Below are 23908 nucleotides of genomic sequence, written 5' to 3'. Positions count from 1 at the left end.
GGGCAGTAGGGCAGTAGGGCAGTAGGGCAGTAGGGCAGTAGGGCCGTAGGGCTCTAGGGCAGTAGGGCAGTAGGGCAGTAGGGCAGTAGGGCAGTAGGGCAGTAGGGCAGTAGGGCAGAGGTTCGAGCGCCCTTTAAACATACTGCCCTACTGCCCTACTGCCTTATTCCCCTTATCACTATCCCCCAGCGCCAACTGGTCCGTAATCTCGAAGCGTTCGGAAACGCCGACGCGGATCATGTTCAGGCTGCCTTCGCGGGTGAAGCGGAATTCGCCGGGTGCGTCCGCACCGGCCGGCTTGCCGGCCTTGAAGCTGATGATGCGCGTGCCGCCATCGGGCCAGGTCACGGTCACGTCGGTCTTGTCGCCGGTGCGCACCACGCCTGCCTTGCAGCTGGTCATCGGCTGGCCGAGATAGCGCGCACAGGGGATGGCGTTGCCGGCACCGGGTACCGGTGTCCCCGGCGGCTGAAGCCGCGCAACGGTCTGTGCGTCGGCCGGGGGCGCCGCGTTGGCCGCGCCGAAATTCTGGACGGGACCCACTGCCGCGGGCGGCGATCCATCAACCTGTCCAGTCGTGGGGTTTCCACCGGCCAGGGCCAGGCGGTAAGCATCCTCGATCGCCACCCTGCCGATCGCGTCAGGGGAATTCAGCGGCGTTTCGGGAGCGGTCGCGCCGAGGCGCGTTGTCAGGTCGGGCAGCGGCTGAGGCGCAGGGTTCTCCGCACTGGCCGCCACCTGCGGTGTCACTTGCCGGGGATTGATAGGGTCGAGGTAGCGTGCGGGCGCCCATCCGCTCATCTTCGGGTCATCAATGTCTTCAACCTTGCACCATTTGTAGCCGCTGACGTCGCCGCAGCCGAGATTTTTCACGCTCGAACCACTCGGCAGCCGCGCCTCGATCTTGCCCATGGCCGACGCCGTGGCGCGCACGTTCAGGAGATCATCCGGAGCAAGACCCGTCACAATCGAGATGATGGGCTCCGGCTCCTGGCCGTTGGCCGGCAACTCCGCCAGCATCAGCGGAGCGGCAACCATCGCAAGCAGCGTGGTCGGGAGTGTTACTGTGCGCCTAATCATCTGCCATGGCGGTAGGTTCAATTGCCGAAGGCGCGGCCAGGCACGAAAGCGCCATCGCACGCCAGCCGGTTTTTATAGGCGACGAGGCGGCGCTGTGTAAGCCCGAAAAGGTGCCGCGTGTTGAATCGCGACCAGGCCGCTTCCGTGAACTAACAGCCGGCAAAATATTGCACATTTCATGTAAATATGCACTCTCTCAAGTAAGGTTGAGGAGGGCAATATGGTCGACCTTGAAATATTTGCGCAGGTGGAAAACATAGTTCGCCAGCGTATCAAGAAAACGCGCGCCGAGATTGAGACTTCACTTGGTCACATCGCCAACGGCAATCCGCTGGCCGCCGAACAGACCCTCTCCAGGCGGCTCGACAGGTTGCAGGTAAAGGCGTCGCTCAGCCGCACCGAAGCGGAGATGATATCGGCAGCGATCGACATGAGGTCTGCCGGGGAAAGAAAGGCCGCCGCCAAGCAGCCGGGGCCGGAGGCAATTCTCGGCCCAACGCTCGATTTCATCGGGGTCGCATTCCTCGAGCGTGGGCGCCGTGCTGCCGATGCGGTTGGCCGCGTTGCCTTTCTCAACGGCAATCCGCAAGGATCGGGTTTTCTCGTCGGGCCAAGGTTGTTCCTCACAAACAACCATGTGATTTCGTCGCCGGCGGATTCCCGGCGCTTCCAGGTCCAGTTCGATTATGAGCAGGACGGTGCGAATGCCGTGCGTACGCCGACGACGTTCCTGTTCGATCCTGAATCCTGTTTCGTGAGCGATAGCATAGAGGGTCTGGACTATACGCTGATCGGAGTCGGCGAGCGGCGTTCCGGCCCAAAGGAACTGGGGGAGTTCGGTTTTATCTCGCTGTCGGATGCGCGCGACAAGCATATGCTCGGCGAAATCGCCAACATCGTTCAGCATCCCGATGGCCGCTTCAAGGAACTGGTGTTGCGTGAAAACCGGCTGGTGGCCCGCGACGAAACGGTGCAAGTGCTGCACTATGTCGCCGACACCGAACAGGGTTCGTCCGGCTCCCCGGTCTTCAACAATGAATGGGAACCTATCGCCCTGCACCATTGGGCCGGCCCGTTCCACGAGGTGACGGGCATAGGTGGCTATGCGCTTGCGCGCGAGATCAACGAAGGCATACGGATCAGCGCCATCGTTGACGATCTGGGCGCTAGAAAGTCCAAGCTGCCGGGCTCCTCGGCATCGGCGGTTTCGCAAGCTCTGGCGATTTGGGCCGGCATGCCGCGCATGATGGACGAGACAGTTCGGCTGAACGCCGATATTCGCGAAGATGTGCCGGACAGGCCGGTGCAGCGGCCGGAACCGGATCGCAATCCGCCGGCGACGAGACACAATGCCGATGGCTCGGTCACCTGGACTTTTCCCGTCGAGATAAATGTCCGGGCGCCGCTGATCGACCGCGACGGAGGCGATGCGAGACGAAACGACGGCAAAGGCCCGGCAAGCGAACCCGGGAAGGTGGCCATCGCCGAGGCCGCGGGTTGGAAAACAGAGGATTTCGACGATCGTGGGGGGTATGAGCCCGGCTTCATACCGGGCTTTGTCCTGGCAATGCCGACGGTTGCCAATTCACCCTACCGGTTGGCCAAAAACCTTCTTGCCAAACCGGGAGAGGACCCACACGAATTGCGCTACCATCATTTTTCGATCTTGATGAACGCCGATCGCAGGCTTGCCTTCGTCACCGCCTGCAATATCGATGGATCCCGCACCAAGGCGGTCAATCGTGAGGACAAGACGGTCATCGACAACCCGTCGCTTCTCGAATTGGGGGTGGAGTCGATTTCCGGTTCGGAAGCCAGCGATGCTTTCCGGCCGGATCGGCGCATCGATCTTGGCGAGCAGATGACCCAGGAATTCTATTCGAGCCAGAATGTGCCTGGATTTCCCGTCGCAAAATCCAAGGAACGAATCGCTCGAATGTTCCAGAAGGGCCATATTACACTTCGCGGCGACCCCGCATGGGGCGTCGATCAGGAGGCGGTCGCGGCAGAACGCGACACGTTCTTTTATACCAATGCTGCGCCGCAAGTCGGCTTCTTCAATCAAGGAAGCTCGCTTAACCATCCCGGCTCCAAGGGGAAGTTGAGATGGCGCGCGGTAGAAACCTATGTGCTGCGCAACGCCTATACGACGCGAGGCCGTGTCACGGTGTTTGCCGGGCCAGTGTTCGGCGAGGACGATCCTCCCTACCGCTTCGACAGCCATGTTCCGCTGAAGTTCTGGAAGATAGCGCTGTGGTCCGATCAAGCTGGCCTGCGCGCCATCGCGCTGCTGGCGGACCAGAAGCCGGTTTTGGAAGTGATGCCCGAAGCGTTCGGCGAGCGTGCCGAGGCATTCGATGACCCGCTTGAAATTGCCAGGGTATCGGAGTTCCTTTCGACGGTGGCCGAGATTGAAGAGCTGACCGGCCTGAACTTTGGCCAGCAGGTGCGCGACGCCGACATTCGGGCCGGTTCCGAATCCGCCCCAGCACAGACTTTCAACCCAACGCAACTGGCGCCCAAGACGTCACGGCCAAAGGCTTCGGCGACCAAGACTTCGACGTCCAAGACTTCGACGTCCAAGACTTCGGCGTCCAAGACTTCGGCGGCCAGCGCCCGACGTCCTGCCAAGCGATCGAAGCGATCGGCGTCTGACGACTGAAGATTGGACCGGTCGCGACTTCTGCCGCTCGAAGGCGGTCATCCGTTCAGCTAGGCATGAGCAAGCTCAGCCTGGGATGAGCAAGCTCAGCCTGGGATGAGCAAGCTCAGCCCGGCATGAAGCCGGTGCGCAGCGCGTGAGCCCATTCGGGCCGTCCCGCCTGCTCGGCCTGGCGCGCCGCCGCCTCGTGGTCATAATCGACGGCGATGGCTTCGAAACGATCAGGGTGCAAGTCGACGATGCCGTAGCTGGCGTGCGGCGAGCCCTGCTCGGAGACATGCGCCGGCGGCGTATCATCGTGATAGGCCGGGCAGCCGATGCTGCCCGGGTTGAAGATGACCTGACCGCCGGGAATGCGGACCAGCTCGCTGCGATGGCTGTGGCCGCAAAGCATGATGCGGCAGGCGGGATCGATCGCGCCGAGGCGCCGCTGGATTGCGACCAGCGGCGCGCGCACCAGCCGGCCGTCGACGATCGCGTCAGTCAGGTATTTTTCGTCGTGGTCGGGCCGGGCATGGAAGGCGAGTATGCCGGGCGCGACTTCCAGCGTGAGGGGCAGCGCGAACAGCGCCTCGCGCTGGCCTGCGGTCAGCCGTTCCTGCGCGTAGCGGTCGGACGGCCACATGGTCTCGTCGGCGGTGTCGCGGGCAACGCGGCGGTCGTGGTTGCCGCGCACCGTCGGCAGGTCGAGCGTCTCGAGCCGCTCCATGGTCTCGCGCGGCCAGAGCGGGCCGGAAACGCAATCGCCGAGATTGACGATGAGGTCGGCGCCGCCGCGCTGCCGCAGATCATCGAGCACGGCGTCGAGCGCCAGGACATTGCCGTGGATGTCGGCGAGGACGGCAATGCGCATGGCAGGCTCCGTTAATTGGAATGGCTGGAGGGCAGGTGAAGCTAGTTTGCTCGTCTCGCGAAGCGGCGAGAGCGGAACCCAGCTTCGGGTCGTTCAGGCGCGGACTTCGATCTCGTGGCCGCCAACCGCCGGCAACGATGCGTCGTCGCCGGCCGCGGCAATCACGCTGTCGAGCAGGCCCGGGAAGCGGCGGTCGAGATCGTCACGGCGCAGCGTGATCAGCCGGCTGGTTCCAACCGCCTCGGTGCGGGTGACGCCGGCCTCACGCAGCTTGGCCAAATGGTAGCTCAGATTGGTCTTCGAGCAGAGATCGAGGAACCGGCTGCAATTCAGCGGAACGCCCTCTTTGCTGGCGAGATAGCGCACGATGGCCAGTCGCGTCGGGTCGCCGAGCACGGCAAGCACGTTCGGCAGGCTGATCTGGTCGGCGGTGGGATGGGGCAAGGTCATGCCCAGGAATTAAGCACATTCGGAGCCGATTTCAACGCATCTCCTCTCGTGGCTAATGGACACATAGTTTCGTTCCGTCGCCCCGTCCTGACACCGGGCTGTCAGGATGGTTCGGCTATTTTGCAGCGGCTTTATTGACATCATGCCCTGTTATGTCCAATTGTTCAATAACCTTTGAACTAAGGAAATTGCCATGGATAAGCGCCTCATCTGGCTTGCGCTCGGATCGTTCACGATTTCGACCGAAGGTTTCGTCATCTCCAGCCTTTTGCCCGACATTGCAAAGGATGCCGCCATCTCCGTTCCGCTCGCCGGCACGCTGATCACCGCGTTTGCGCTCGCCTATGCGATCGGCACGCCGATCCTGGCAACGCTGACCGGCGAATGGGACCGGCGCCGCGTCATCCTGTGGACGCTGGTGTTCTTCGTGTTGGGCAACGTCGCCGCGGCGCTAAGCTCCTCCTTCGAATTGCTGTTGATCGCGCGCATCGTCATGGCGCTGTCATCAGGCTTGTTCGCGGCGACCGCACAGGGAACGGCCGTTGCGCTTGTCGACGATCATCATCGCGCCCGCGCCATTGCCGTGGTCGTCGGCGGCACTACGGTTGCGGTCGCGGTCGGAGCACCGCTCGGCGCGCTCGTTGCGACGGTTGCCGGCTGGCGCGGCACCTTCTTTGCAATCGCCGGCCTTGGTGCGCTCGCCGGCGCGATCCTGTGGTACCGGCTGCCGCGCGGCATCGTCGGCACCAGGCTGCCGCTCCGGATGCGGCTTGCAGCGGCACTTCGCCCCGGCGTCATGCCTATCCTGGTGACGACCATCCTGGCCCTGATCGGCGCCTTCACCGTCTTTGCCTTTGTCGCGCCGCTCGCGATCGAAGGCGGCGGACTGAACCCGATCGCGCTTCCCGGAATGCTGCTCGCTTTCGGCGTTGGCGCGGTCATCGGCAATATCGGCGGCGGTCAGGCCGCCGACCGTTTCGGCGCGACGCGCACCGTCTGCTGGTCGCTGGCGCTGAGCGCCGCCATGCTGGTCACGTTTTCGCTGATCCCGATGTTCCTGCCGCGCGAGATCGCCGGGCCGGCGCTCATGGCCATGATGGTGCCGTGGGGCATCGTCGGCTGGGCGTTCCCGCCGGCGCAGGCCAGCCGTATCATCAAGCTGGCGCCCGATGCCGCGCCCATCGTGCTATCGCTGAACGCTTCGGCGCTCTATCTCGGCGTGGCACTGGGTGCCGTGGTCGGCGCCGCTGTGCTGCGCTATGGCGCACCGGCCGACCTCGGCGTGGTCGCGGCGGCATTCCCGATCATTGGTCTGGGCGTGGTGCTGGCGGGCCATCTGGCGGCGCGCCCGGTGGCGATGCCGGCCGAATAAGGCTGTCAGTGGAGCTTGGCTGCCCGCCGCCGATAGTTCAAGTCGCGGCGGGCGATGCGTCAAAATCCAGCGCGGCGATTTCGTCCAGTGCCGAATTCTGGGAAGTAGCCGGAAGCGAGCGCGCCAACGTTCCGCAAGAAATCGTCATGACCGCCGACGATCTGGTCGATGCAGCGCTGGTTGGCCTGGCAAAGGGTGAAGCATTCACGGCACCGGGTCTTGCCGATATTGCCGGGGAGGTGCCTTTCTTCGCGTCCGCAAGGCTTCTTCGGCAGTTTTCTGGCGGGCAAGCCGGCGGCGCGTTACGCTGCCGGACATGGCTAAAGACTGACCCTACGCTGTCCGCCACATCGGAATGATCGAGGCGGCCAGCAGCAGGCCAAGCACGGCGTTGAGCATGCGCCACTGCCGCTCGGTTCGCAGCAACCGGGCGAGCAGCGTGCCCGCCACGCACCACGCCGCCAGCGATAGGGCCGCTGCAAGACCGAAGACCGTGCCGAGCAGCACGGCGAGCTGCAGCGGCCCGTTGGCGAGCGCGGCAAAGGATGCCGCCGCTCCCAGCCCCATGGCCCAGCCCTTTGGGTTCATCCATTGCAGGCCGGCGCCGCCCAAAAAGCTGTTCGGCTTTGCCATGGCCACGTCCAGATTGGGCGGACCGCTGCGGCCGATCTTGAGGGCAAGCCACGTCAGATAGAGGGTACCGGCCATTTTCATTGCCAGTTGCAGCGAAGGAGCGGCGGCCAGCAGACCGGCGAGCCCGGCAGCACCTGCCGCAGCCACCGTGGCCAAGCCGGCCGCACTCCCGGCCATCAGCGGGATAGAGCGGCGAAAGCCGAACTGCGCGCCGGACGCCGTCGACAAGGTCGTGGCCATGCCGGGCGTTGAGGTTGAGACCAGCGCGAACAGGACGAGGGGAAGGACGGTTTCAAACATGCTGCTTCCTTTGAAGCCTGCACGGTAGGCTGTTTGGCTCATCAGTAAATGCAATGTTTGCTATGGTTTGTATTAGCAAATATAATGGCCAGATGCTCCGCAATCTCGATACTGCCCTGATCCGAACCTTCGTCACCGTTGCCGATAAGGCCAGCATGACGGGGGCAGCCAATGCGTTGCATCTGACGCAAGGTGCCGTCAGCCAGCAGATCAAGCGTTTGGAAGAGGTTCTCGGCTGCAGCCTGTTCGAGCGCGACCGGCGTGGATTGCGGCTGACCCGCTCCGGCGAGCGATTATTCGGCAAGGGCAAGCGCCTGCTTTCCCTCAATGACGAGATACTGGCGGAGATGGCGGGCGATGCAGTTGCCGGTCAGGTGCGGCTTGGCGTGCCGTACGACCTTGTCGGCACCTTGCTTGCGCCGGTGCTGAAGGCCTATGCCGAGGCCTATCCCCAGGTCGAGATCTCGCTTGTCTGTGCTTCGTCGCCAGAGTTGGCCGCAGCCTTGGCGACCGGCACGATAGAACTCGCGGTGATCGAGGAGCCGATCGGTCGGTCGGCCGGCGAATGCCTTGTTGTCGACCGGCTGGTCTGGGTCGGCGCCAAAGGCGGCGCCGCCCGCGGCAAGCGGCCCTTGCCGGTTTCGATGGTCGCCGAGACCTGTGCGTTCCGCCCGGTGGTGCTGGAGGCGCTTAACGAGCATGGGCTGGAATGGCGCACCGTATTCGAAAACGGCAGCATTGACGCGACGACGGCGACAGTGCGTTCGGACTTGGCCGTCACCACCTGGTTGGCGTCGACCGTGCCTGTCGACCTCGACATTTTGGCCAACGATCCGGAGCTGCCGTCATTGCCGAATTTTTCGATCAATCTGCATTTGCCGAAGCACGACGTCGCGCCGGCTGCACTGGCATTCGCGGGCCACCTCCGCGATGGGTTGGCAGGGCGACGAGAGGCGGCTTAAAAACAGCAAAAAGGACGGCCAGTGTTCAGCCGTCCTTGATCGCCCTGCGGCATCTACTTCCAGTTCTTGCGCCGCTCGATCTCGGCTTCGGACGGCTGCTCCGTGGCAAATGACCCGGTCTTGATCTCGCCGGAGCGTTCATAGCTCGCCATGATGACACCGGTGGTCGATGCCTGCGAACGGGTCAGCTTGAAGGCGGCGGGTATTGTGCCGCTGCCGAACAGTTTTTTGCCCTTGCCCAGCACCAGCGGGAAAATCAGCAGGCTGATCTCGTCGATCAGGTCATTGGCGAGCAAGGTCTGGATCAGCTCGCTCGATCCCTGAATGAGCAGGTCCGGGCCGTCCTCCTGCTTCATCCGGCGCAACGTCGCAACGACATCGCTGCCGAGCGGCTGGCTGTTTTGCCAGGACAGCGAATCCGGCCTGTGCGTCGCCACATATTTGGTGACGGCGTTGAAGCTGTCGGCGATCGGATCATTCTTCTGATAAGGCCAGTGGGCGGCGAAGATGTCGTAAGTCTTGCGGCCGAGAAGCAGCGCGAACGGTTTTGAAAACGTCTCGCCCATCGCGGCGCGCATCACATCGTCCCAGTAGTGAAACGTCCAGCCGCCGAATTTGAAGCCGCCGACAGGGTCCTCTTGCGGGCCGCCGGGCGCCTGCATGACGCCGTCGAGGCTGACGAATGTTGCGGCGATGATCTTCCTCATTGGAGCTCCCTTTCCCTGGTCCGTGCCGTCATGGCCGGAGTTCGAGCCAAGGACGGGCGAACGGACATTTGTCCGACAGCGGCCGGCAAATTTCTAGTCTAGGACCGGGGGCAGGTGACTGCCGACCTTATCGTCTCAGCTTGGAGCCGAGAACGCTCAGCCCAAGCCAACGACCGTATCGTAGAGCAGCTTGAAGTTGAGCACCAGGATGAGCGCGGCAACCACCCAGGCCAGTACGGCGACGGCGCGGGAAATGGCAAAATTGCCCATCTTGCGCTTGTCCGAGACGAACTGCACCAGCGGTACGACAGCGAAGGGGAGCTGCATCGACAGGATTACCTGGCTGAAGACCAGCAACTGGCCGGTTCCCTTCTCGCCATAGAGCGCGGTGACCACCACCACCGGGATGATGGCGATGCCGCGCGTCAGCAGGCGGCGCGCCCATTGCGGGATGCGCAGCCGCAAGAACCCTTCCATCACGATCTGGCCGGCGAGCGTCGCCGTCACCGTCGAGTTCAGGCCGGAGGCGAGCAGCGCTACGGCAAACAGGATGGAAGCGATGCCGAGGCCAAGCAGCGGCGACAGAAGCTCGAAGGCCTGGCCGATCTCGGCAACGTCATGATGACCGGTGCCGTGGAACGCCACCGCCGACACGATAAGGATAGAAGCATTGACGAACAACGCCAGTATCAGCGCGATGGTCGAGTCGGTCGTCGCCCATTTGATGGCATCGCGCTTGCCGCGATCGGTGCGCTCGTAGGCCCGGGTCTGCACGATCGAGGAGTGCAGATAGAGATTGTGCGGCATCACCGTGGCGCCGATGATGCCGATGGCGATGTAGAGCATGGCCGGATTGGTGACGATCTCGGACGACGGCACGAACATCGCGTGCAGGATGGAGCCGACCGGCGGGGCGGCGGCAAAGATCTGAATGGCGAAGCAGCCGAAGATGATAATCAAAAGCGCTATGATGAAGGCCTCGAGGAAACGGAAGCCCTTGTTCATCAGCAGCAGCAGCAGGAAGGCATCAAGCGCGGTGATGATGGCGCCGCCTATCAGCGGAATCCCGAACAGCAGTTGCAAGGCGATCGCCGTGCCAATGACCTCGGCCAGGTCGCAGGCGATGATGGCCAGTTCGCAAGCGACCCAAAGCATGAAATTGACTGGTCGCGGATAATAGGCGCGGCACGCCTGCGCAAGGTCGCGGCCGGTGGCGATGCCGAGCCGGGCGGCGAGTGCCTGCAGCAGGATCGCCATCAGGTTCGACAACATGATGATGAAAAGCAGCGTGTAGCCGAATTGGGCCCCGCCGGCGAGGTCGGTCGCCCAATTGCCCGGATCCATATAGCCGACCGAAACCATGTAGCCCGGCCCCATGAAGGCGAACAGCCGGCGAAGCCAGATCCCCGAGTGCGGCACCGCGATCGTTGCGTTGACTTCGCGAAGGCTGGGCTGCTCGTCGTCCTCCGGGCGGGCAAATCGCCACATGGACCGGGGGGCTGAGGTGGCTTCGGCTTCCGACATGAAATGGCTTTCCACTGAAACGATCGATGTTGTCTCCTTATCTATGCCACGGCTGAACATTATGCAATATGCTATATTTCATTGTCTGAGCTTTTTCTTGTGGCCGCTTGGCGTGCGGCCTGAACGGCAGTGAACGCCGGTTGCGCCGGCCACCGAATGGAAATAAACGGCCAGAACCAATAGGGTTCCGTGTTATGACCGCAATGTCGATTCAAACTGCCGGGAGGAGCGCGTATTGGCGCTGAAGAAAAGACCGGTTCCTCGCGAAAAGCCGCTGCCTGACGCAGAAATCCACTCGGAAGGCTTCAGGCAGACGCGTGAAGCGCGCCGCAGCGCGCTGGTCGAGGATTATGTCGAGCTCATCGCCGACCTGATCGAGGATGGCAACGAGGCGCGCCAGGTCGATATCGCGGCACGGCTCGGCGTCGCTCAGCCGACGGTCGCGAAAATGCTGACGCGGCTGTGCGCCGACGGGCTGGTCTCCCGGAAGCCTTATCGCGGCGTGTTCCTGACCGATGCCGGCCGCAAGGTTGCGGAAGAGAGCCGCATTCGCCACCAGACGGTCGAGGCCTTCCTGCGCTCGCTCGGGGTCAGCGCCGAGACGGCGCGCATCGACGCCGAGGGCATCGAGCATCATGTCAGCGCCGAGACGCTCGAAGCCTTTCGCAAGGCAATAATCGCCGCCCGCTGAAAAGCACGGCCAGCGTATCTCTTCGCGCGACTCGCTTCCCACGAGCAGGGTGAACGGCACAGACCTTGCGATGTCTCGGCCAGAGCAGGCAAGCGTCAGCAAGCATTGCTTGTTCGCACGAAAAATACTGTGACTTGGCGTAACCGTTGAGATAATTGTTGTCGTGTCCGATCGAACCGGGACACGGCCCGATCGGCCGGAAAATTGCATCACGGGGGTTGCCATGCTCTGGAAGGGCCGTCGTCAGAGTGACAATGTCGAGGACGAGCGCGGCCAGAGCGGCGGGCTTGGCGGCGGGCCGGGGCAGTTTCGCATCCCGATCGGCGGTCGCGCGGGCGGCGGCGGCATGTCGGGCATTATCATCGTAGGGTTGATTTTCCTGGCAGGGTGGTATTTCGGCTTCGACCCGAGTCAGATCCTCGATAACAGCGGCTTGCAGCCCGGCGGCGGTCAGATCACCGACAATAGCGGTGCGCAAGGCGGCGGCACCGGTGCGCCCGCCTCCGACGAGATGAAGCAGTTCGTGTCGACTGTGCTGGCCGAGACCGAGGACACGTGGACCGGTATTTTTCAGTCCGAGGGCCTGACCTATCAAGATCCAAAACTGGTCCTGTTCAGCGGACGGATCGGCTCTGCTTGCGGCTCTGCCTCGTCAGCGGCCGGACCATTCTACTGTCCCAACGATCGCAAAGTCTATCTCGACACCACCTTCTTCCAGCAGCTCGATCAGCAGTTCGGTGCCTCGGGCGATTTCGCACAGGCCTATGTGATCGCGCATGAGGTCGGCCACCATGTGCAGAACCTCGTCGGCATCCTGCCCAAATTCAACCAGATGCGGCAGAGCATGGGCGAAGCGGACGCCAACCACATGTCGGTGCAGGTCGAGTTGCAGGCCGACTGCTTTGCCGGCATCTGGGCGCATTTCACCGGTCAGAAAGGCATCTTGGAACAGGGCGACATGGCGGAGGCACTGAACGCCGCCAAGCAGATCGGCGACGACACCCTGCAGAAGAAGATGCAGGGCTACGTCGTGCCGGAAAGCTTCAACCACGGCACGTCGCAGCAGCGGCAGACCTGGCTGGCGCGAGGCTTCCAGAACGGCAAGCTTTCGGACTGCGACACGTTCAACAACCCGATCTGAGCCGACGGTTTTCTCGTAATCCGAGAGACTGGATCGCAGTCAGGGGATGTCAGGATGAAAGCACTCTGCCCGTTCCCTCATTGTTCCCAGCGATGTGCTCGCCTATAAGGTGTGTTCCCGTTAGCTTGGGCGGCCCGAGGAGATACCATCATGATAGACCCCAAAACCGCCAGGCGGGGCCTTGCGCTTGTTTTCACCACCCTGCTGCTCGACATCATTGGCTTCGGCATCATTATGCCGGTGCTGCCGGCCTATCTCAGGGAATTGACCGGCGTCGGCATCAGCGAGGCGGCTATCGAGGGCGGCTGGCTGTTCTTCGTCTATGCGGCGATGCAGTTCGTTTTCGCACCAGTGATGGGCGGGTTGAGCGACCGGTTCGGGCGGCGGCCTATCCTGCTTGCCTCGGTGCTGACGTTCGCTATCGACAATCTGATCTGCGCTATCGCCTGGTCCTATCCGATGCTGTTCATCGGCCGCGTGCTGGCCGGCATTTCCGGCGCCAGTTATTCCACGACATCGGCATTCATTGCCGATATCTCGACCGACGAAAATCGTGCGAAGAATTTCGGGCTGCTCGGCATTGCTTTCGGCGTCGGCTTCGTCATCGGGCCGGTTCTGGGCGGGTTGCTCGGCACGTTCGGGCCGCGTGTGCCGTTCTATTTCGCTGCCGGGCTTGCTTTCGCAAACTTTCTGATCGCGCTGTTTCTGTTGCCGGAAACACTTGATAACAAGCACCGTCGCCGCTTCGAGTGGAAACGCGCGAACCCGGTCGGCACGCTCGTCCAGATGCGCAACTACGAAGGTATCGGCTGGATCGGACTTGTCTTCTTTCTGATGACGCTGGGGCACATGATGTATCCTGCGGTCTGGTCGTTCGTCTCCAGTTATCGCTATGGCTGGAGCGAACAACAGATCGGCTTCTCGCTCGGCGCTTTCGGCCTGTGCGGGGCGATCGTCATGGCGACAGTCCTGCCGCGCGTGATCCCTAAGCTCGGCGAGTGGAAGACGGCGGTAATCGGTCTGGCATTTACCGCACTCAGCGCCTTCGGCTACGCCTTCGCGTCACAAGGCTGGATGATCTATGCAGTGATCGTCGTCGGATGTCTCGAGGCGTTGGCCGACCCGCCGCTCAGAAGCCTGGCGGCCGCCAAGGTGCCACCTTCCGCCCAGGGCGAACTCCAGGGCGCAATGACCTCGATCTTCTCGATCACCTCGATCATCACACCGCTGCTTTATACGGCGATCTTTTCCTGGTTCACGGGCCCGAACGCGCCCGTGGTTTTCGGCGGTGCCCCCTATCTGCTCGGCGCGATTTTCCTCACGCTGGCGCTCGTCGTCTTCGTCACCAGGGTGGCCAAGCCGACGCCGAAGGAAGTCAAACGCATGCACGCGCGGGAAGCCGTGACGGACGGGGCTTGATCGGCGCCGGGAGCCCGGCCGGCGCCGTCAGTCAAATCCGTTTTTACGCAATGCGCTAAAGACGCTCGGCCAGTGCCGGCTCGCCGCGCTTTTCGCGGATCAAGTTGACGAAGCGGCGAAACAGATAGTGCGAATCCTGCGGGCCGGGCGAGGCTTCGGGATGATGCTGGACCGAGAAGACCGGTCTGCCGGTGAGCGCAATGCCGCAATTCGAACCGTCGAACAGCGAGACATGGGTTTCCTCGACACCGCTCGGCAACGAGTCGGCGTCGACGGCAAAGCCATGGTTCATCGAGACGATCTCGACCTTGCCGGTGGTGTGGTCCTTGACGGGATGATTGGCGCCGTGGTGGCCCTGATGCATTTTTGCGGTCTTGCCGCCCAGCGCCAGCGCCAGCATCTGGTGGCCGAGGCAGATGCCGAAAAGCGGGATTTCGGTCTTCAACAGATCCTGGATGACCGGAACGGCGTAGTCGCCGGTGGCTTCCGGATCGCCAGGGCCGTTGGATAGAAAAATGCCGTCGGGCCGCATCGCCAGGATCTCCTCGGCGCCGGTTTTTGCCGGCACCACGGTGACCTTGGCGCCGAGACCGGCCAGCAGGCGCAATATGTTGCGTTTGACGCCGTAGTCGACGGCAACGACGTGCATCGACGGATCAGCCTGTTCGCCAAAGCCCTCGTTCCAGACCCAGGGCGTCTCGCGCCAGACTGATGACTGGCCGGAGGTCACCTCCTTGGCGAGATCAAGCCCGACAAGCCCTGACCATGCGGCGGCGCGGCGCTTGAGGTCATCGACGTCGAAGATACCGTCGGGCGCGTGCGCGATGACGGCATTGGGCATGCCCTTTTCGCGGATCAGCGCGGTCAGCGCCCGCGTGTCGATGCCCGAAAGTGCGACGATGCCGCGCTTCTTCAGCCACTGGTCGAGACCGGTTCCGGCCCGGTAATTCGACGGGTTGGTGACATCGGCCTTGAACACGGCGCCGACGGCGCCGGCGCGGGCCAGCGGGTTGAGGTCCTCGATGTCTTCGTCATTGGTGCCGATATTGCCGATATGCGGAAAGGTGAAAGTGACGATCTGGCCGGCATAGGATGGGTCGGTGAGTATCTCCTGGTAGCCGGTCAGCGCGGTGTTGAAGCAGACCTCGGCGACGGCGGAGCCGGCGGCGCCCAGACCACGGCCCTCTATGACAGTGCCGTCGGCCAGCACCAGCAGGGCTGTCGGCCTCTCGCTGGCCCAAGGGGGGGTCGACGCGGCTGTCATCGTAGCCATGGCGGCACTCCTAAAGGTTGCGCCCTCAGTCGGCGCAACAAAAGGCGCGAAGCGGCGATCTCACAGCCTCGGCGCGCTAGGTTTTCATTTGTGCCTGTCGTTGCCCAAAACCGCTGCGCATTTTTGGGCGACGTGCACTAGAATTCAATTTCATGCAAGGCCCAGTACATAGGGGAAGGCGCCAAGGCGGTCAATGATGCCGCGCCGTGCGAGCCTAGATTTATTTCGTCGAATAATATCAGCGGTTTGCCGGACGCTATCGAGTTTGCCTTGAGCTATCGGCACGACTATTGTCCGCCGCATTCGAAGGAGAAAGCACCATGCGAGGCAAAATCGCCGAATCCCTGAAGAGCGCGATGAAGTCGCAGGACAAGCGCCGGCTGCCGACATTGCGGCTGATCCAGGCGGCCATCCATGATCGCGACATCGCCAATCGCGGCGCCGGCAAGGAGCCGGCGAGCGATGACGAGATCCTGCAGATCCTGGCCAAGATGGTGAAGCAGCGCGAAGAATCGGCCAAGGCGTTCGATGACGGCAAGCGGCCGGAGCTTGCAGCGCAGGAGCGCGACGAGATGGCCATCATCCGCGACTTCCTGCCGACGCAGCTGGGCCAGGCCGAGACGGAAAGCGCCGTCCGTTCCGCCATCGCCGAGACTGGTGCCAGCGGCGTCAAGGACATGGGCAAGGTGATGGCGGCGCTCAAGGAAAAATACGCCGGCCAGATGGATTTCTCCAAGGCGAGCGGCATCGTCAAGAGCCTGCTGCAGTAAGCCGCCGAAGGCCCTTGCCGTCGCGCCCGCAATCCGGCAGCCAAAAGCTCGCGCCCGTGATCGAACTCGTCAAACCGGCGTTTGAACACCTGCCGTCCTACAAGGCGGCCCTCGAGCGCGGCTGGTCGCCGGACAATGTGCGGCTGCTCGACGCGACGCGCGAGCAGCTTGCGGCTATCGAAAAGGATCCAGCGACTTTCCTTGGCGATCTCGACGATTCCGATGGCAAGGGACCGCCGATCACCTTGCCCGACGGTTCGACGGTGCCGCGGCTGCCCGGATTCCGGCGCTGGATCTGGGACGGGGAAGTCGCAGGCTCAATCGGCCTGCGCTGGCAGCACGGCACCGCGTCGCTGCCGTCGCATGTGCTCGGCCACATCGGCTATGCGGTGGTGCCGTGGAAACGGGGACGCGGCTATGCGACCGAGGCGCTGCGGCTGATGCTGGTGGAGGCGAGGGCGGTTGGCCTGCCCTTCGTCGAAATCACCTGCAAGCCTCACAATGTGCCCTCGCAGAAGGTCGTTCTGGCCAATGGCGGCCGGCTGGTCGGGCGTTTCTTCGAGGACGCCGCCTATGGCGGCGCGGAAAGCCTGCGCTACCGGATCGATCTGTAGCCCTATTCGGCGGCAGCCGGCAGCGGCGGCGCAGCCCGGCTTCGCCATTCCCAGACATGCGAGGCAAGCGCAACCGCGACGGCGACCAGCATGGCGATCGCGCCAACCACCGGCAGGCTGCGATAGCCATAGCCGGCATTGAGCATCGCCGCGCCGAGCGATGCGGCGAGCGCGATGCCGACATTGAAGCCCGACGGGATGAGCGACGAGGCAAGGTTGGAGGCGTCCGCGGTCCAGGTCAGGATGCGGGTCTGGATCGGCGTGCCGATGGCAAAGTTGAGGCCGCCCCAGACGAAGATCGCTATCACCAATCGGCAGCGGGTAAGGGCCGACAGCGTAGATCAAGGCGAGCATTGCCGCCTGTAGGAAAAGCATGGCGATAAGCGACGGCATCAGCTTCCAGTCGGCGAGCCGCCCGCCGACAAAGACGCCGATCGTTGCGCCGACCCCGTTGAGCAAGAGCACCCAAGGTATCCATTTCTCGTCGAGGCCGGTGACCTCAAGCAGCGTCGGCGTGATGTAGGTGAACAGGCCGAACTGGCCGATCATCAGCATCAGCATAATAATGAGCGAGGTCCAGACCTGCTGGCGTGCGAGCACACGGACCTCGCTTCCAAGGCTCGCCGACGGGCTCGACGATCCCGTCTTGCGCGGCAGCAGGGCGCCGACTGCCGTGAAGGCCACCACACCGAGCGCGCACATCACCCAGAATGTCGCACGCCATCCCCAGATGTTGCCGATTGCCGTGCCGGCCGGAACGCCGATTACGTTCGATACGGTGAGGCCGGACAGGATCAGCGCCACCGCCATGCCGCGCTGGTCTTCGCGCACGAGGCCGACGGCCACCACCATGGCAACGCCGAAATAGGCGCCATGCGCGACGGCCACCGCTATCCGCAACAGCAGCATCGAGGCGAAGTCGGGCGCCAGCGCACAGGCGGCCTGGCCGATGGTGAAGGCTGCAGTCAGTCCAAGCAGCAGGGCCTTGCGGGAGAAGCTTTTGGTGGCGAGCGCCAGCAGCGGGCCGCCGACTGCAATGCCGCCGGCATAGCCGGAAACGAGATAGCCGGCGGTCGGGATCGCGACACCAAGGCCCTCCGCCACCTGCGGCAGCACGCCGGCGATGACGAATTCGGTAGTGCCGAAGGCGAAGGCGGCAATGAACAGGGCAATGAGGGGGAGCATGGCGGAAAGGCGATCCTCAGATAAGGTCGCCTCAAACCACGGATGAGGGCAGCGGGCAATCCAGAAATTGTCGACGCCGCTTTAGCTTTTCTTGATCGCCGGTCAGGCGTCCGCGCGGAGGCAAGAGCTAGGCGGCTGCCTTCCTCCCGTAAGGAATTTTCAGCCACGCACGTTCGTGAAAATAGTAGAGCAGCGACTTGGTGACGACCTCGGTCAGGCCGATGGCAGCGGCGAGCTTAATGCTTCCGGTCACGACGAGCGAAATGATCATCGTATCGATGGTGCCGGTGATGCGCCAGGAAAGCGCTTTGGCGAAGCTGCGAGAATGGGTGTCCATCGACTTTCCTTCCGGTAGATGCGGCGATCTTTAGCCGACAGACAGGAGGTGGCGCAAAGATAATTTCTGCGCATTGGCCCACAGCAATTTTCATAGGCGATGTTGTGAAGCTTCCCGGCCTGTGGATGCAATCTATCCGGCCTTCAGCCGCGAACCGGTGAGCAGGCCACGTTCTTCAAGAACGGGATAGGCCATCGAGGCGAGCAGCGAGTTGATCTGCTTGAGGTCGCGAATGGTGTCGAGATGGATGGAACTGGTCTCGACACTCTTGGCGGTGCCGTCGCGCAGCCGCACGAAATGGCTCTGGCTGGTTTCCTTCTCGCGGTCGCGCAGCCGGTCCTTTTCCAGCACCAACTGGCGAGCGGTCTCCGGATCGCGGGACACCAGCACGTTGAAGGCAAGCCTGGCATTGGCAAGCACCAAGGCATGGAAGGCGCAAAGCTCACGCCAGCCTTCCGGCGTGAACTCCAGCCCACGCTCGAATTTCTTCTTCACGTGGACCAGCATGTTGCGCACGATGATGTCGCCGACCTGCTCCAGCTTGACGCAGGCGCCGATCAGTTCCTGGCAACGCAGCGCCTCGTCCTCGCTCAGCGGGTTCTTGGTGACCCTGGCCAGATAGAGCTTGATCGCAGCGTGCTTCCTGTCGACACGGTCGTCGAGTGCGGCCAGCGCGCCGATCTTGTCGGCATCGGCGCTCTCATAGAGCTCGATGATCCGTTTCAGCATGATCTCGACCGTTTCGCAGACCCGCACCACCTCGCGGGTGGCGTTGGCCAATGCCTGGCTCGGCACGTCGAGCGCACTTTCGTTGAGCGCCGAAAGCTCGACGACGTCGAGCGCGTTGGCGGCCTGGGGCTTGGTGCCCAACGCCACGATCCTTTCCGAGGCGCGATAGACCAGGCTCGCCAGCGGTAGGCCGGCGATCAGGATCAGGATGTTGAAGACAATGTGGGCATTGACGATCTGCTCGGGCACCGTGTTGCCCAAGAAGGCGACCGGCGGTTTGAACGTCAGGAACAGGATCAGCATGATCAGCGAACCCATGCCGCGCATCAGGAGATTGCCGATCGGCACGATACGAACGCCGGGTTCTGCGTTGCGGGTTAGAAGCGGCGCGATGATCGAAGAGCCGAGATTGACACCCAGCACCAGCACGATACCGAGTTCGGGCGGGATGAAGCCGCGGCCGGCCAGCGTCACCATCAGCAGCACCGCGGCGATCGAGGAATGGAACAGCCAGGTGACCAACGCCGCCAGAAGATAGGCGGTAACCGGATCGCCGGAGAAGTAATCGACGATGAGCGGCATCAGCGTGCTCTGGCGCAGCGGCTCCGACGCCTGGCCGATCATCTCCAGCGACAGAAGCAGCAGGCCGATGCCGACCAGGATGCGGCCGAACTGGCGCCAGTCGCGCCGCTCGGTGGCCATGAACATGACGGTGCCGGCGACCAGGCAGATCGGCACCAGCAGCGACAGATCGAAGGTGAGCAGCTTGACCACGAGTGCCGAGCCGATCTCGGCGCCGCGCACCGCAAGCTGGCCCGACATGCCGCTGACAATACCGGAGCCGGCGAACGAGCCGACCAGCAAGGTGACGGCGGTCGAGCTTTGCAGCGCGACAGCCAGGCCGCAGCCGGCCAGAACCGCCATGAACGGATTGCGCATTGTGGCGCGCAGTTTGTGGCGCAGCACATCGCCATAGGCGCGCTCGACGCCGGTCTTCACCAGACGGGTGGCAAACAGCATCAGTGCGACCGCACCGGCCAGGTGCAGCAAGACGACCGAGCCACTCATGCCAGGCCCCGCAACGCGACAGGTGCCAGCGACGCGGGCGCGGTGAAGTCAAAGAGGCAAAAGTGGGCGCGAATCGTGGACATTGCAGAGGTTGATATTACTCCGATTTATTTTAGCCGAATAATAAATTTTGCCCGGTTCGGACGCGTGTTGCCACGCGACGGGGCGTGTCGGAAATGGATGGCTGACAAAATGGTTGCATAGCCTGCGGAGTTGCGGCGGGTCATGCGTCCATTCTCGGGCGCCCGCTTTAAAGGTAGCGCTGAATTAGTCGTTCTAAATGTAAGAAATCATTACGAAAACGTAATCTCGGTGTTCAGTTTCGGTTCATCCTTCCGGCTCTATTCCGTAGGCATCGACAACCAAGGAGTACCCGCCATGAAACGCATCGTTCTTTCCGCCATTGCCTTCTCGATGCTGGCTGCAACCACCTGGCAGGGCCAGGCCGCACCTCTGAACACACCAAACGCGCCGCAGTCGAACTACAGCCAGGTCGACTGGCAGAAGCCTGGCAGGCATGTCGACGTGAACAAGCATGTCGACGTGAACAAGCGCGTCCTAGTGAAGAAGAAGATCGTTGTGAAGCGCAGCCATTGGCGCAACGGCCAGAGATATTCCAGCTGGAAGCGTCACCAGCCGATCCGCGACTATCGCCACTATGGCCTGCGCCGTCCGGGTCCCGGGCAGGAATGGATCCGGGTTGGCAATGACTATCTGCTGGTCAGCGTTCTTTCCGGCTTGATCTTCGGCGCCATCGCCACGCAGTGACCGCGGAACGTCTGACCGGCACGGCGCTGGTCAATGAAAGAGAGGCGGCCCGCCAAGGCCGCCTTTTTTCATTGGTCCATCTTGATCCTAATTCAGCGCGGCCGAAAGTTTCACGGTTCCGCTGAAATACTTCGCCGAATCGGAGCCGATGCCGCCATAGCTGGTGGAGAGGCCGAGACGCATGCCGCCCGGCATGCGGGTATCGACGCCGGCTCCGACGCGGCCATGGAAATTGTCGGCGCCGCTTTCGGTCGCTGTGTCGCTTATGTCGAAGACGCCGTCGAGCCGCAGGTTAAAGTCGAGGGTAACGTCGTCATCCGTGACATGGCGATAGGAAACGCCGGGGCCGAAGGCGATCTGGCCGAGGCCGGCGGTGACGGAGGGAATGGGGACGTTCAGGCCGTCGACATAGGCTCCCGATTTTTCCTCGAAATAGGAGAAGCGCGCCCGCGGCGAGAAGGTCCAGGCGTCATATTGCCATTCCCCTTGCAGCGTGGCGCTGACCAGCCAACGGCTGGCGTCGAAGCCGTCGGTGTAGGTATCCATGGGGCTGACGCTGTTCGAGGATGTTCCAGCTCCGGCGAGCAAATCGAAATACAGATTGTCCGTCAGCCGAGCGGTCAAATAAGGCCCGGCGATCCAGCCGGTGCCCTCGGCGGTTCCGCCGCCGCTGCCGGTGAAGCCGTCGGTACGATCGATCTGGACGAAGGCGCCAACAAGCAGATTGCGGCTGACCAGATAGTCGGCGCCGAAGGTTGCGAGGGCGAATTTGCCGTCTTGGTCATTGATGTCGAAGCGGCTGTAAGTGCCTTCGAACCAGATGTCGAACAGGCTGTTGGCATCTTCCCCGCCAAGCCGCCGCATGGAGGCAAGGCTTGCGCTGACATTGACCGAGTTGGTGTCGGCCATGCCGGGCAGGTACGCGAGCAGGGTGGCCACTGGGCTGGCGACGCCGTCGAGCCGGTCGATGCGGCGCTGGATGTCGGGCTGGTTCTCCAGGATGAGGCTGGCGCGTGTCTCCATGAATTCCTTGATGAGCGCCGTGGTATTTTCGCGTGAATTGGTGCTGGCGAACGTGCAGACGACGCTTTCGCCGGGCGCCATGTTGATCACAGCCGTGCGGTTCGCCACATTGCCGACGGAATCGCCATCGTTGCAACTGATCGAGGTCAAGGCGAAGCCGGCGGCGGTCATGTCGGCGGCGGTGATGCTGTAGGAGCCGGTCGGCAGCGAAACGGCCGGTCCGTCGCCGGAGCCGCTGCTGGTGGCGATGGTGAAGTTGAGGCCGGGCGCCGGCGAGGAGAAGCCGAAGGAGCCGTCGCCGCTGTCGGTGGTCTGGCGGATGGTGATGGAGCCCAGGGCGTGGACTTCCTGGGCGAGCGCGCTGGAGGTGCTTGTCGCGTTGTTCGCGTCGCCATTGTAGGTCGCGACGACCTGACGGGTGCCGACCGGGAGGGCGGACGTCGTCAGGGCGGCGGTACCGCCGGCGAGCGCGACCGTAGCGGCGGGCGAGCCGTCGACACTGAAGGTGACCGTTCCGGCCGGCGGCGGGTTGCCGGGAGCCGAAACCGTTGCCGTGAAAGTGACCTGATCGCCCTGATTGGAAGGGTTGAGGCTGGAAACGACCAAGGTGGTGGTGCCAAGCTTGTCGATGGTCACCGAATAGGCCTTGGAACCGGATTTCCCATTCTGATCGGTTGCAACTGCGGTGAAGTCGAATGTGCCGGTATTGGTCGGGGTACCGGAGAGCAGACCGGTCGCGTCGAAGCTGATGCCCGACGGGAGGGTTCCGGACGTCAGCGCGAAAGTATAAGGCACCGCGCCGCCGCTGGCCGCAAGCTGTTGCGAATAGGCCTGGTTGTATATGGGGTTTGGCAAGGATGCCGGCGTCAGCTCGACGGTCGGCTCGGCAATGATCAGCGTGTAGGATTTCGAACCGATGAAACCGTTTGCGTCGGTTGCCGCCACGACCAGGTTGAACGTGCCGGTATTAGTCGGGGTTCCGGAGAGCAGACCGGCCGCGTCGAAGCTGATGCCCGACGGGAGGGTTCCGGACGTCAGCGCGAAAGTGTAGGGCGTCATACCGCCGCTGGCCGTCAGCTGCTGCGAATAGGCCTGGTTGTAGACCGGACTGGGCAATGACGGCGGCGAGACCGTGATCACGGGCGGTGTAAAGGTGACCGTGTTGTCGGTGCTGGTCGAGGCTTCGTTCGCATCGACGGCGGCGTTGGTTGCCACGCCGGCCGGTATTGTGGCCACGACGGACCCTGAACCCGTCATGCCGCTGACCGCGACGCTGAAAGTGCTGCCGGAGCCCGTAACGACAGCGATGGTGGCGCCGGCGGCGCCGGAAAGCACAACGTCGCTGCCGCTGAAGCCGGTCACCGGCTCGCTGAAGACCACGTCGAAGAGGATTGGTGACGAACCGGTCGGATCGCTCTGGCCGGCAGCCTGGTTGACGGTCACTGTCAGCGGCGGTGGTGGCGGCAGATTGTAGGTGACGGTATTGTCGGTGCTGGTCGAGGGCTCGTTCGGATCGACGCTGGCGTTGGTTGCCACGCCGGCCGGTATTGTGGCCACGACGGACCCTGAACCCGTCATGCCGCTGACCAAAACGCTGTAGGAGCTGCCGGAGCCGGTAACGGACGCGGTGGTGGCGCCGGCAGTGCCGGAAAGCACCACGTCGCTGCCATTGAAGCCGGTCACCGGCTCGCTGAAGACCACGTCGAACCGAATTGGTGAGGAACCGGTCGGATCGCTCTGGCCGGCAGCCTGGTTGATGGTCACTGTCAGCGGCGGTGGCGGCGGCAGATTGTAGGTGACGGTATTGTCGGTGCTGGTCGAGGGCTCGTTCGGATCGACGCTGGCGTTGGTTGCCACGCCGGCCGGTATTGTGGCCACGACGGAACCTGAACCCGTCATGCCGCTGACCAAAACGCTGTAGGAGCTGCCGGAGCCGGTAACGGACGCGGTGGTGGCGCCGGCGGTGCCGGAAAGATCGACGTCGCTGCCATTGAAGCCGGTCACCGGCTCGCTGAAGACCACGTCGAACCGAATTGGTGAGGAACCGGTCGGATCGCTCTGGCCGGCAGCCTGGTTGATGGTCACCGTCGGCAGCGCGAACGCCGCGGTCGGCACGAGCACGAACACGAGAATGGCGGCGAGGGCGCGCCTCAGCGTTGCGAACAAAAGCAGAAAAATCGACGACAACAGAAAGGAAAGTGCGGACAACGGCAAACGCCGCAGCCGCATGGTGACATGCGCATCCAGAGCTACGGTCACCCCGTCCCCCAAAATCCCCCGACCGGCGGGCCTGCTCTCTACGGGCGCTGAATTCCGGACGAGTCGCCTTTGCTTATGATCATCTAGA

At 63.0% G+C, this 23908-nt stretch carries 20 protein-coding genes and 1 pseudogene; 10 read left to right on the top strand and 11 right to left on the bottom strand.

All coding sequences use genetic code 11. The annotated features are described in order from the left end of the window. Positions 1 to 147: 147 nt before the first annotated feature. Positions 148 to 1038 carry an SH3 domain-containing protein gene (locus NKH67_RS19640; protein WP_352473928.1) on the bottom strand — a complete coding sequence of 297 codons (891 nt, stop codon included), beginning with the start codon at positions 1036 to 1038 and terminating at the stop codon, positions 148 to 150. A gap of 262 nt (positions 1039 to 1300) precedes the next feature. Here NKH67_RS19640 and NKH67_RS19635 point away from each other — a divergent pair, with 262 nt between their 5' ends. Continuing rightward, positions 1301 to 3742 (top strand): DNA/RNA non-specific endonuclease, encoded by a 2442-nt coding sequence (locus tag NKH67_RS19635; RefSeq protein ID WP_352503792.1) that lies wholly within the window; start codon positions 1301 to 1303, stop codon positions 3740 to 3742. A 106-nt stretch (positions 3743 to 3848) separates the two neighbouring features. Here NKH67_RS19635 and NKH67_RS19630 read toward each other — a convergent pair whose 3' ends face one another. After that, positions 3849 to 4595 (bottom strand): metallophosphoesterase family protein, encoded by a 747-nt coding sequence (locus tag NKH67_RS19630; RefSeq protein ID WP_352473931.1) that lies wholly within the window; start codon positions 4593 to 4595, stop codon positions 3849 to 3851. Between the two features lie 93 nt (positions 4596 to 4688). Beyond that, a complete protein-coding gene (locus NKH67_RS19625) occupies positions 4689 to 5045 on the bottom strand; it encodes an ArsR/SmtB family transcription factor (RefSeq protein ID WP_023719360.1) in 357 nt (118 codons plus the stop codon). 193 nt (positions 5046 to 5238) lie between these two features. On the opposite strand from NKH67_RS19625, the gene NKH67_RS19620 reads away from it, so the two are divergent. Continuing rightward, positions 5239 to 6417 (top strand): MFS transporter, encoded by a 1179-nt coding sequence (locus tag NKH67_RS19620; protein WP_254820339.1) that lies wholly within the window; start codon positions 5239 to 5241, stop codon positions 6415 to 6417. A gap of 146 nt (positions 6418 to 6563) precedes the next feature. Continuing rightward, the gene (locus tag NKH67_RS19615) at positions 6564 to 6776 is read left to right on the top strand and encodes a hypothetical protein (protein ID WP_352503791.1); all 213 of its coding nucleotides are present in this window, start codon (positions 6564 to 6566) and stop codon (positions 6774 to 6776) included. Here NKH67_RS19615 and NKH67_RS19610 read toward each other — a convergent pair. Beyond that, entirely contained in the window at positions 6751 to 7350 is a 600-nt protein-coding gene (locus tag NKH67_RS19610; protein WP_352473933.1) for a LysE family translocator, read from the bottom strand. The two genes, NKH67_RS19615 and NKH67_RS19610, sit on opposite strands and share 26 nt — an antisense overlap. 92 nt (positions 7351 to 7442) lie before the next feature. On the opposite strand from NKH67_RS19610, the gene NKH67_RS19605 reads away from it, so the two are divergent. Next, positions 7443 to 8312, top strand: coding sequence for a LysR family transcriptional regulator (locus tag NKH67_RS19605; protein ID WP_352473934.1), 870 nt, complete (start codon positions 7443 to 7445; stop codon positions 8310 to 8312). A 53-nt stretch (positions 8313 to 8365) separates the two neighbouring features. Here NKH67_RS19605 and NKH67_RS19600 read toward each other — a convergent pair whose 3' ends face one another. Both NKH67_RS19600 and NKH67_RS19595 read right to left on the bottom strand, forming a co-directional pair. Next, a complete protein-coding gene (locus NKH67_RS19600) occupies positions 8366 to 9019 on the bottom strand; it encodes a dihydrofolate reductase family protein (protein WP_352473936.1) in 654 nt (217 codons plus the stop codon). Between the two features lie 156 nt (positions 9020 to 9175). Then, positions 9176 to 10543 carry an Nramp family divalent metal transporter gene (locus tag NKH67_RS19595; RefSeq protein ID WP_352473938.1) on the bottom strand — a complete coding sequence of 456 codons (1368 nt, stop codon included), beginning with the start codon at positions 10541 to 10543 and terminating at the stop codon, positions 9176 to 9178. A 235-nt stretch (positions 10544 to 10778) separates the two neighbouring features. On the opposite strand from NKH67_RS19595, the gene mntR reads away from it, so the two are divergent. From mntR to NKH67_RS19580, 3 genes are all read left to right on the top strand, one after another. Next, complete coding sequence (mntR, locus tag NKH67_RS19590; protein ID WP_023678308.1) at positions 10779 to 11234, top strand: manganese-binding transcriptional regulator MntR; 456 nt, start codon at positions 10779 to 10781, stop codon at positions 11232 to 11234. A gap of 223 nt (positions 11235 to 11457) precedes the next feature. Further along, positions 11458 to 12375 carry a KPN_02809 family neutral zinc metallopeptidase gene (ypfJ, locus tag NKH67_RS19585; RefSeq protein WP_352473939.1) on the top strand — a complete coding sequence of 306 codons (918 nt, stop codon included), beginning with the start codon at positions 11458 to 11460 and terminating at the stop codon, positions 12373 to 12375. A 150-nt stretch (positions 12376 to 12525) separates the two neighbouring features. Next, a complete protein-coding gene (locus NKH67_RS19580) occupies positions 12526 to 13794 on the top strand; it encodes a TCR/Tet family MFS transporter (protein ID WP_352473940.1) in 1269 nt (422 codons plus the stop codon). Positions 13795 to 13849: 55 nt separating this feature from the next. Here NKH67_RS19580 and carA read toward each other — a convergent pair whose 3' ends face one another. Continuing rightward, positions 13850 to 15067, bottom strand: coding sequence for a glutamine-hydrolyzing carbamoyl-phosphate synthase small subunit (gene carA / locus NKH67_RS19575; RefSeq protein ID WP_352473941.1), 1218 nt, complete (start codon positions 15065 to 15067; stop codon positions 13850 to 13852). Between the two features lie 320 nt (positions 15068 to 15387). Here carA and NKH67_RS19570 point away from each other — a divergent pair, with 320 nt between their 5' ends. Beyond that, the gene (locus tag NKH67_RS19570; protein WP_292658734.1) at positions 15388 to 15837 is read left to right on the top strand and encodes a GatB/YqeY domain-containing protein; all 450 of its coding nucleotides are present in this window, start codon (positions 15388 to 15390) and stop codon (positions 15835 to 15837) included. Positions 15838 to 15893: 56 nt separating this feature from the next. Beyond that, the gene (locus tag NKH67_RS19565) at positions 15894 to 16451 is read left to right on the top strand and encodes a GNAT family N-acetyltransferase (protein WP_352473942.1); all 558 of its coding nucleotides are present in this window, start codon (positions 15894 to 15896) and stop codon (positions 16449 to 16451) included. A gap of 2 nt (positions 16452 to 16453) precedes the next feature. On the opposite strand, the pseudogene NKH67_RS19560 reads toward NKH67_RS19565, so the two are convergent. The 3 genes and pseudogenes from NKH67_RS19560 to NKH67_RS19550 form a co-directional block, all read right to left on the bottom strand. Beyond that, positions 16454 to 17636: pseudogene (locus tag NKH67_RS19560) on the bottom strand (MFS transporter). Positions 17637 to 17763: 127 nt separating this feature from the next. After that, positions 17764 to 17973, bottom strand: a complete 210-nt coding sequence (locus NKH67_RS19555; RefSeq protein WP_352473945.1) for a DUF2061 domain-containing protein — start codon at positions 17971 to 17973, stop codon at positions 17764 to 17766. A gap of 132 nt (positions 17974 to 18105) precedes the next feature. Further along, positions 18106 to 19770 carry a Na/Pi cotransporter family protein gene (locus NKH67_RS19550; RefSeq protein WP_352473946.1) on the bottom strand — a complete coding sequence of 555 codons (1665 nt, stop codon included), beginning with the start codon at positions 19768 to 19770 and terminating at the stop codon, positions 18106 to 18108. 378 nt (positions 19771 to 20148) lie between these two features. Between NKH67_RS19550 and NKH67_RS19545 the strand changes: the two genes are divergently transcribed. Then, positions 20149 to 20538 (top strand): RcnB family protein, encoded by a 390-nt coding sequence (locus tag NKH67_RS19545; protein WP_352473947.1) that lies wholly within the window; start codon positions 20149 to 20151, stop codon positions 20536 to 20538. An 87-nt stretch (positions 20539 to 20625) separates the two neighbouring features. Here NKH67_RS19545 and NKH67_RS19540 read toward each other — a convergent pair whose 3' ends face one another. Next, the gene (locus NKH67_RS19540) at positions 20626 to 23820 is read right to left on the bottom strand and encodes a putative Ig domain-containing protein (RefSeq protein WP_352616746.1); all 3195 of its coding nucleotides are present in this window, start codon (positions 23818 to 23820) and stop codon (positions 20626 to 20628) included. Positions 23821 to 23908: the final 88 nt, after the last annotated feature.

Origin of the sequence: Mesorhizobium sp. M0968 (assembly GCF_040319065.1) — a bacterium.
Taxonomy (GTDB): domain Bacteria; phylum Pseudomonadota; class Alphaproteobacteria; order Rhizobiales; family Rhizobiaceae; genus Mesorhizobium.
The sequence above is the reverse complement of the archived record's forward strand: the minus strand, read 5'-3'. Positions and strand labels throughout refer to the sequence as shown.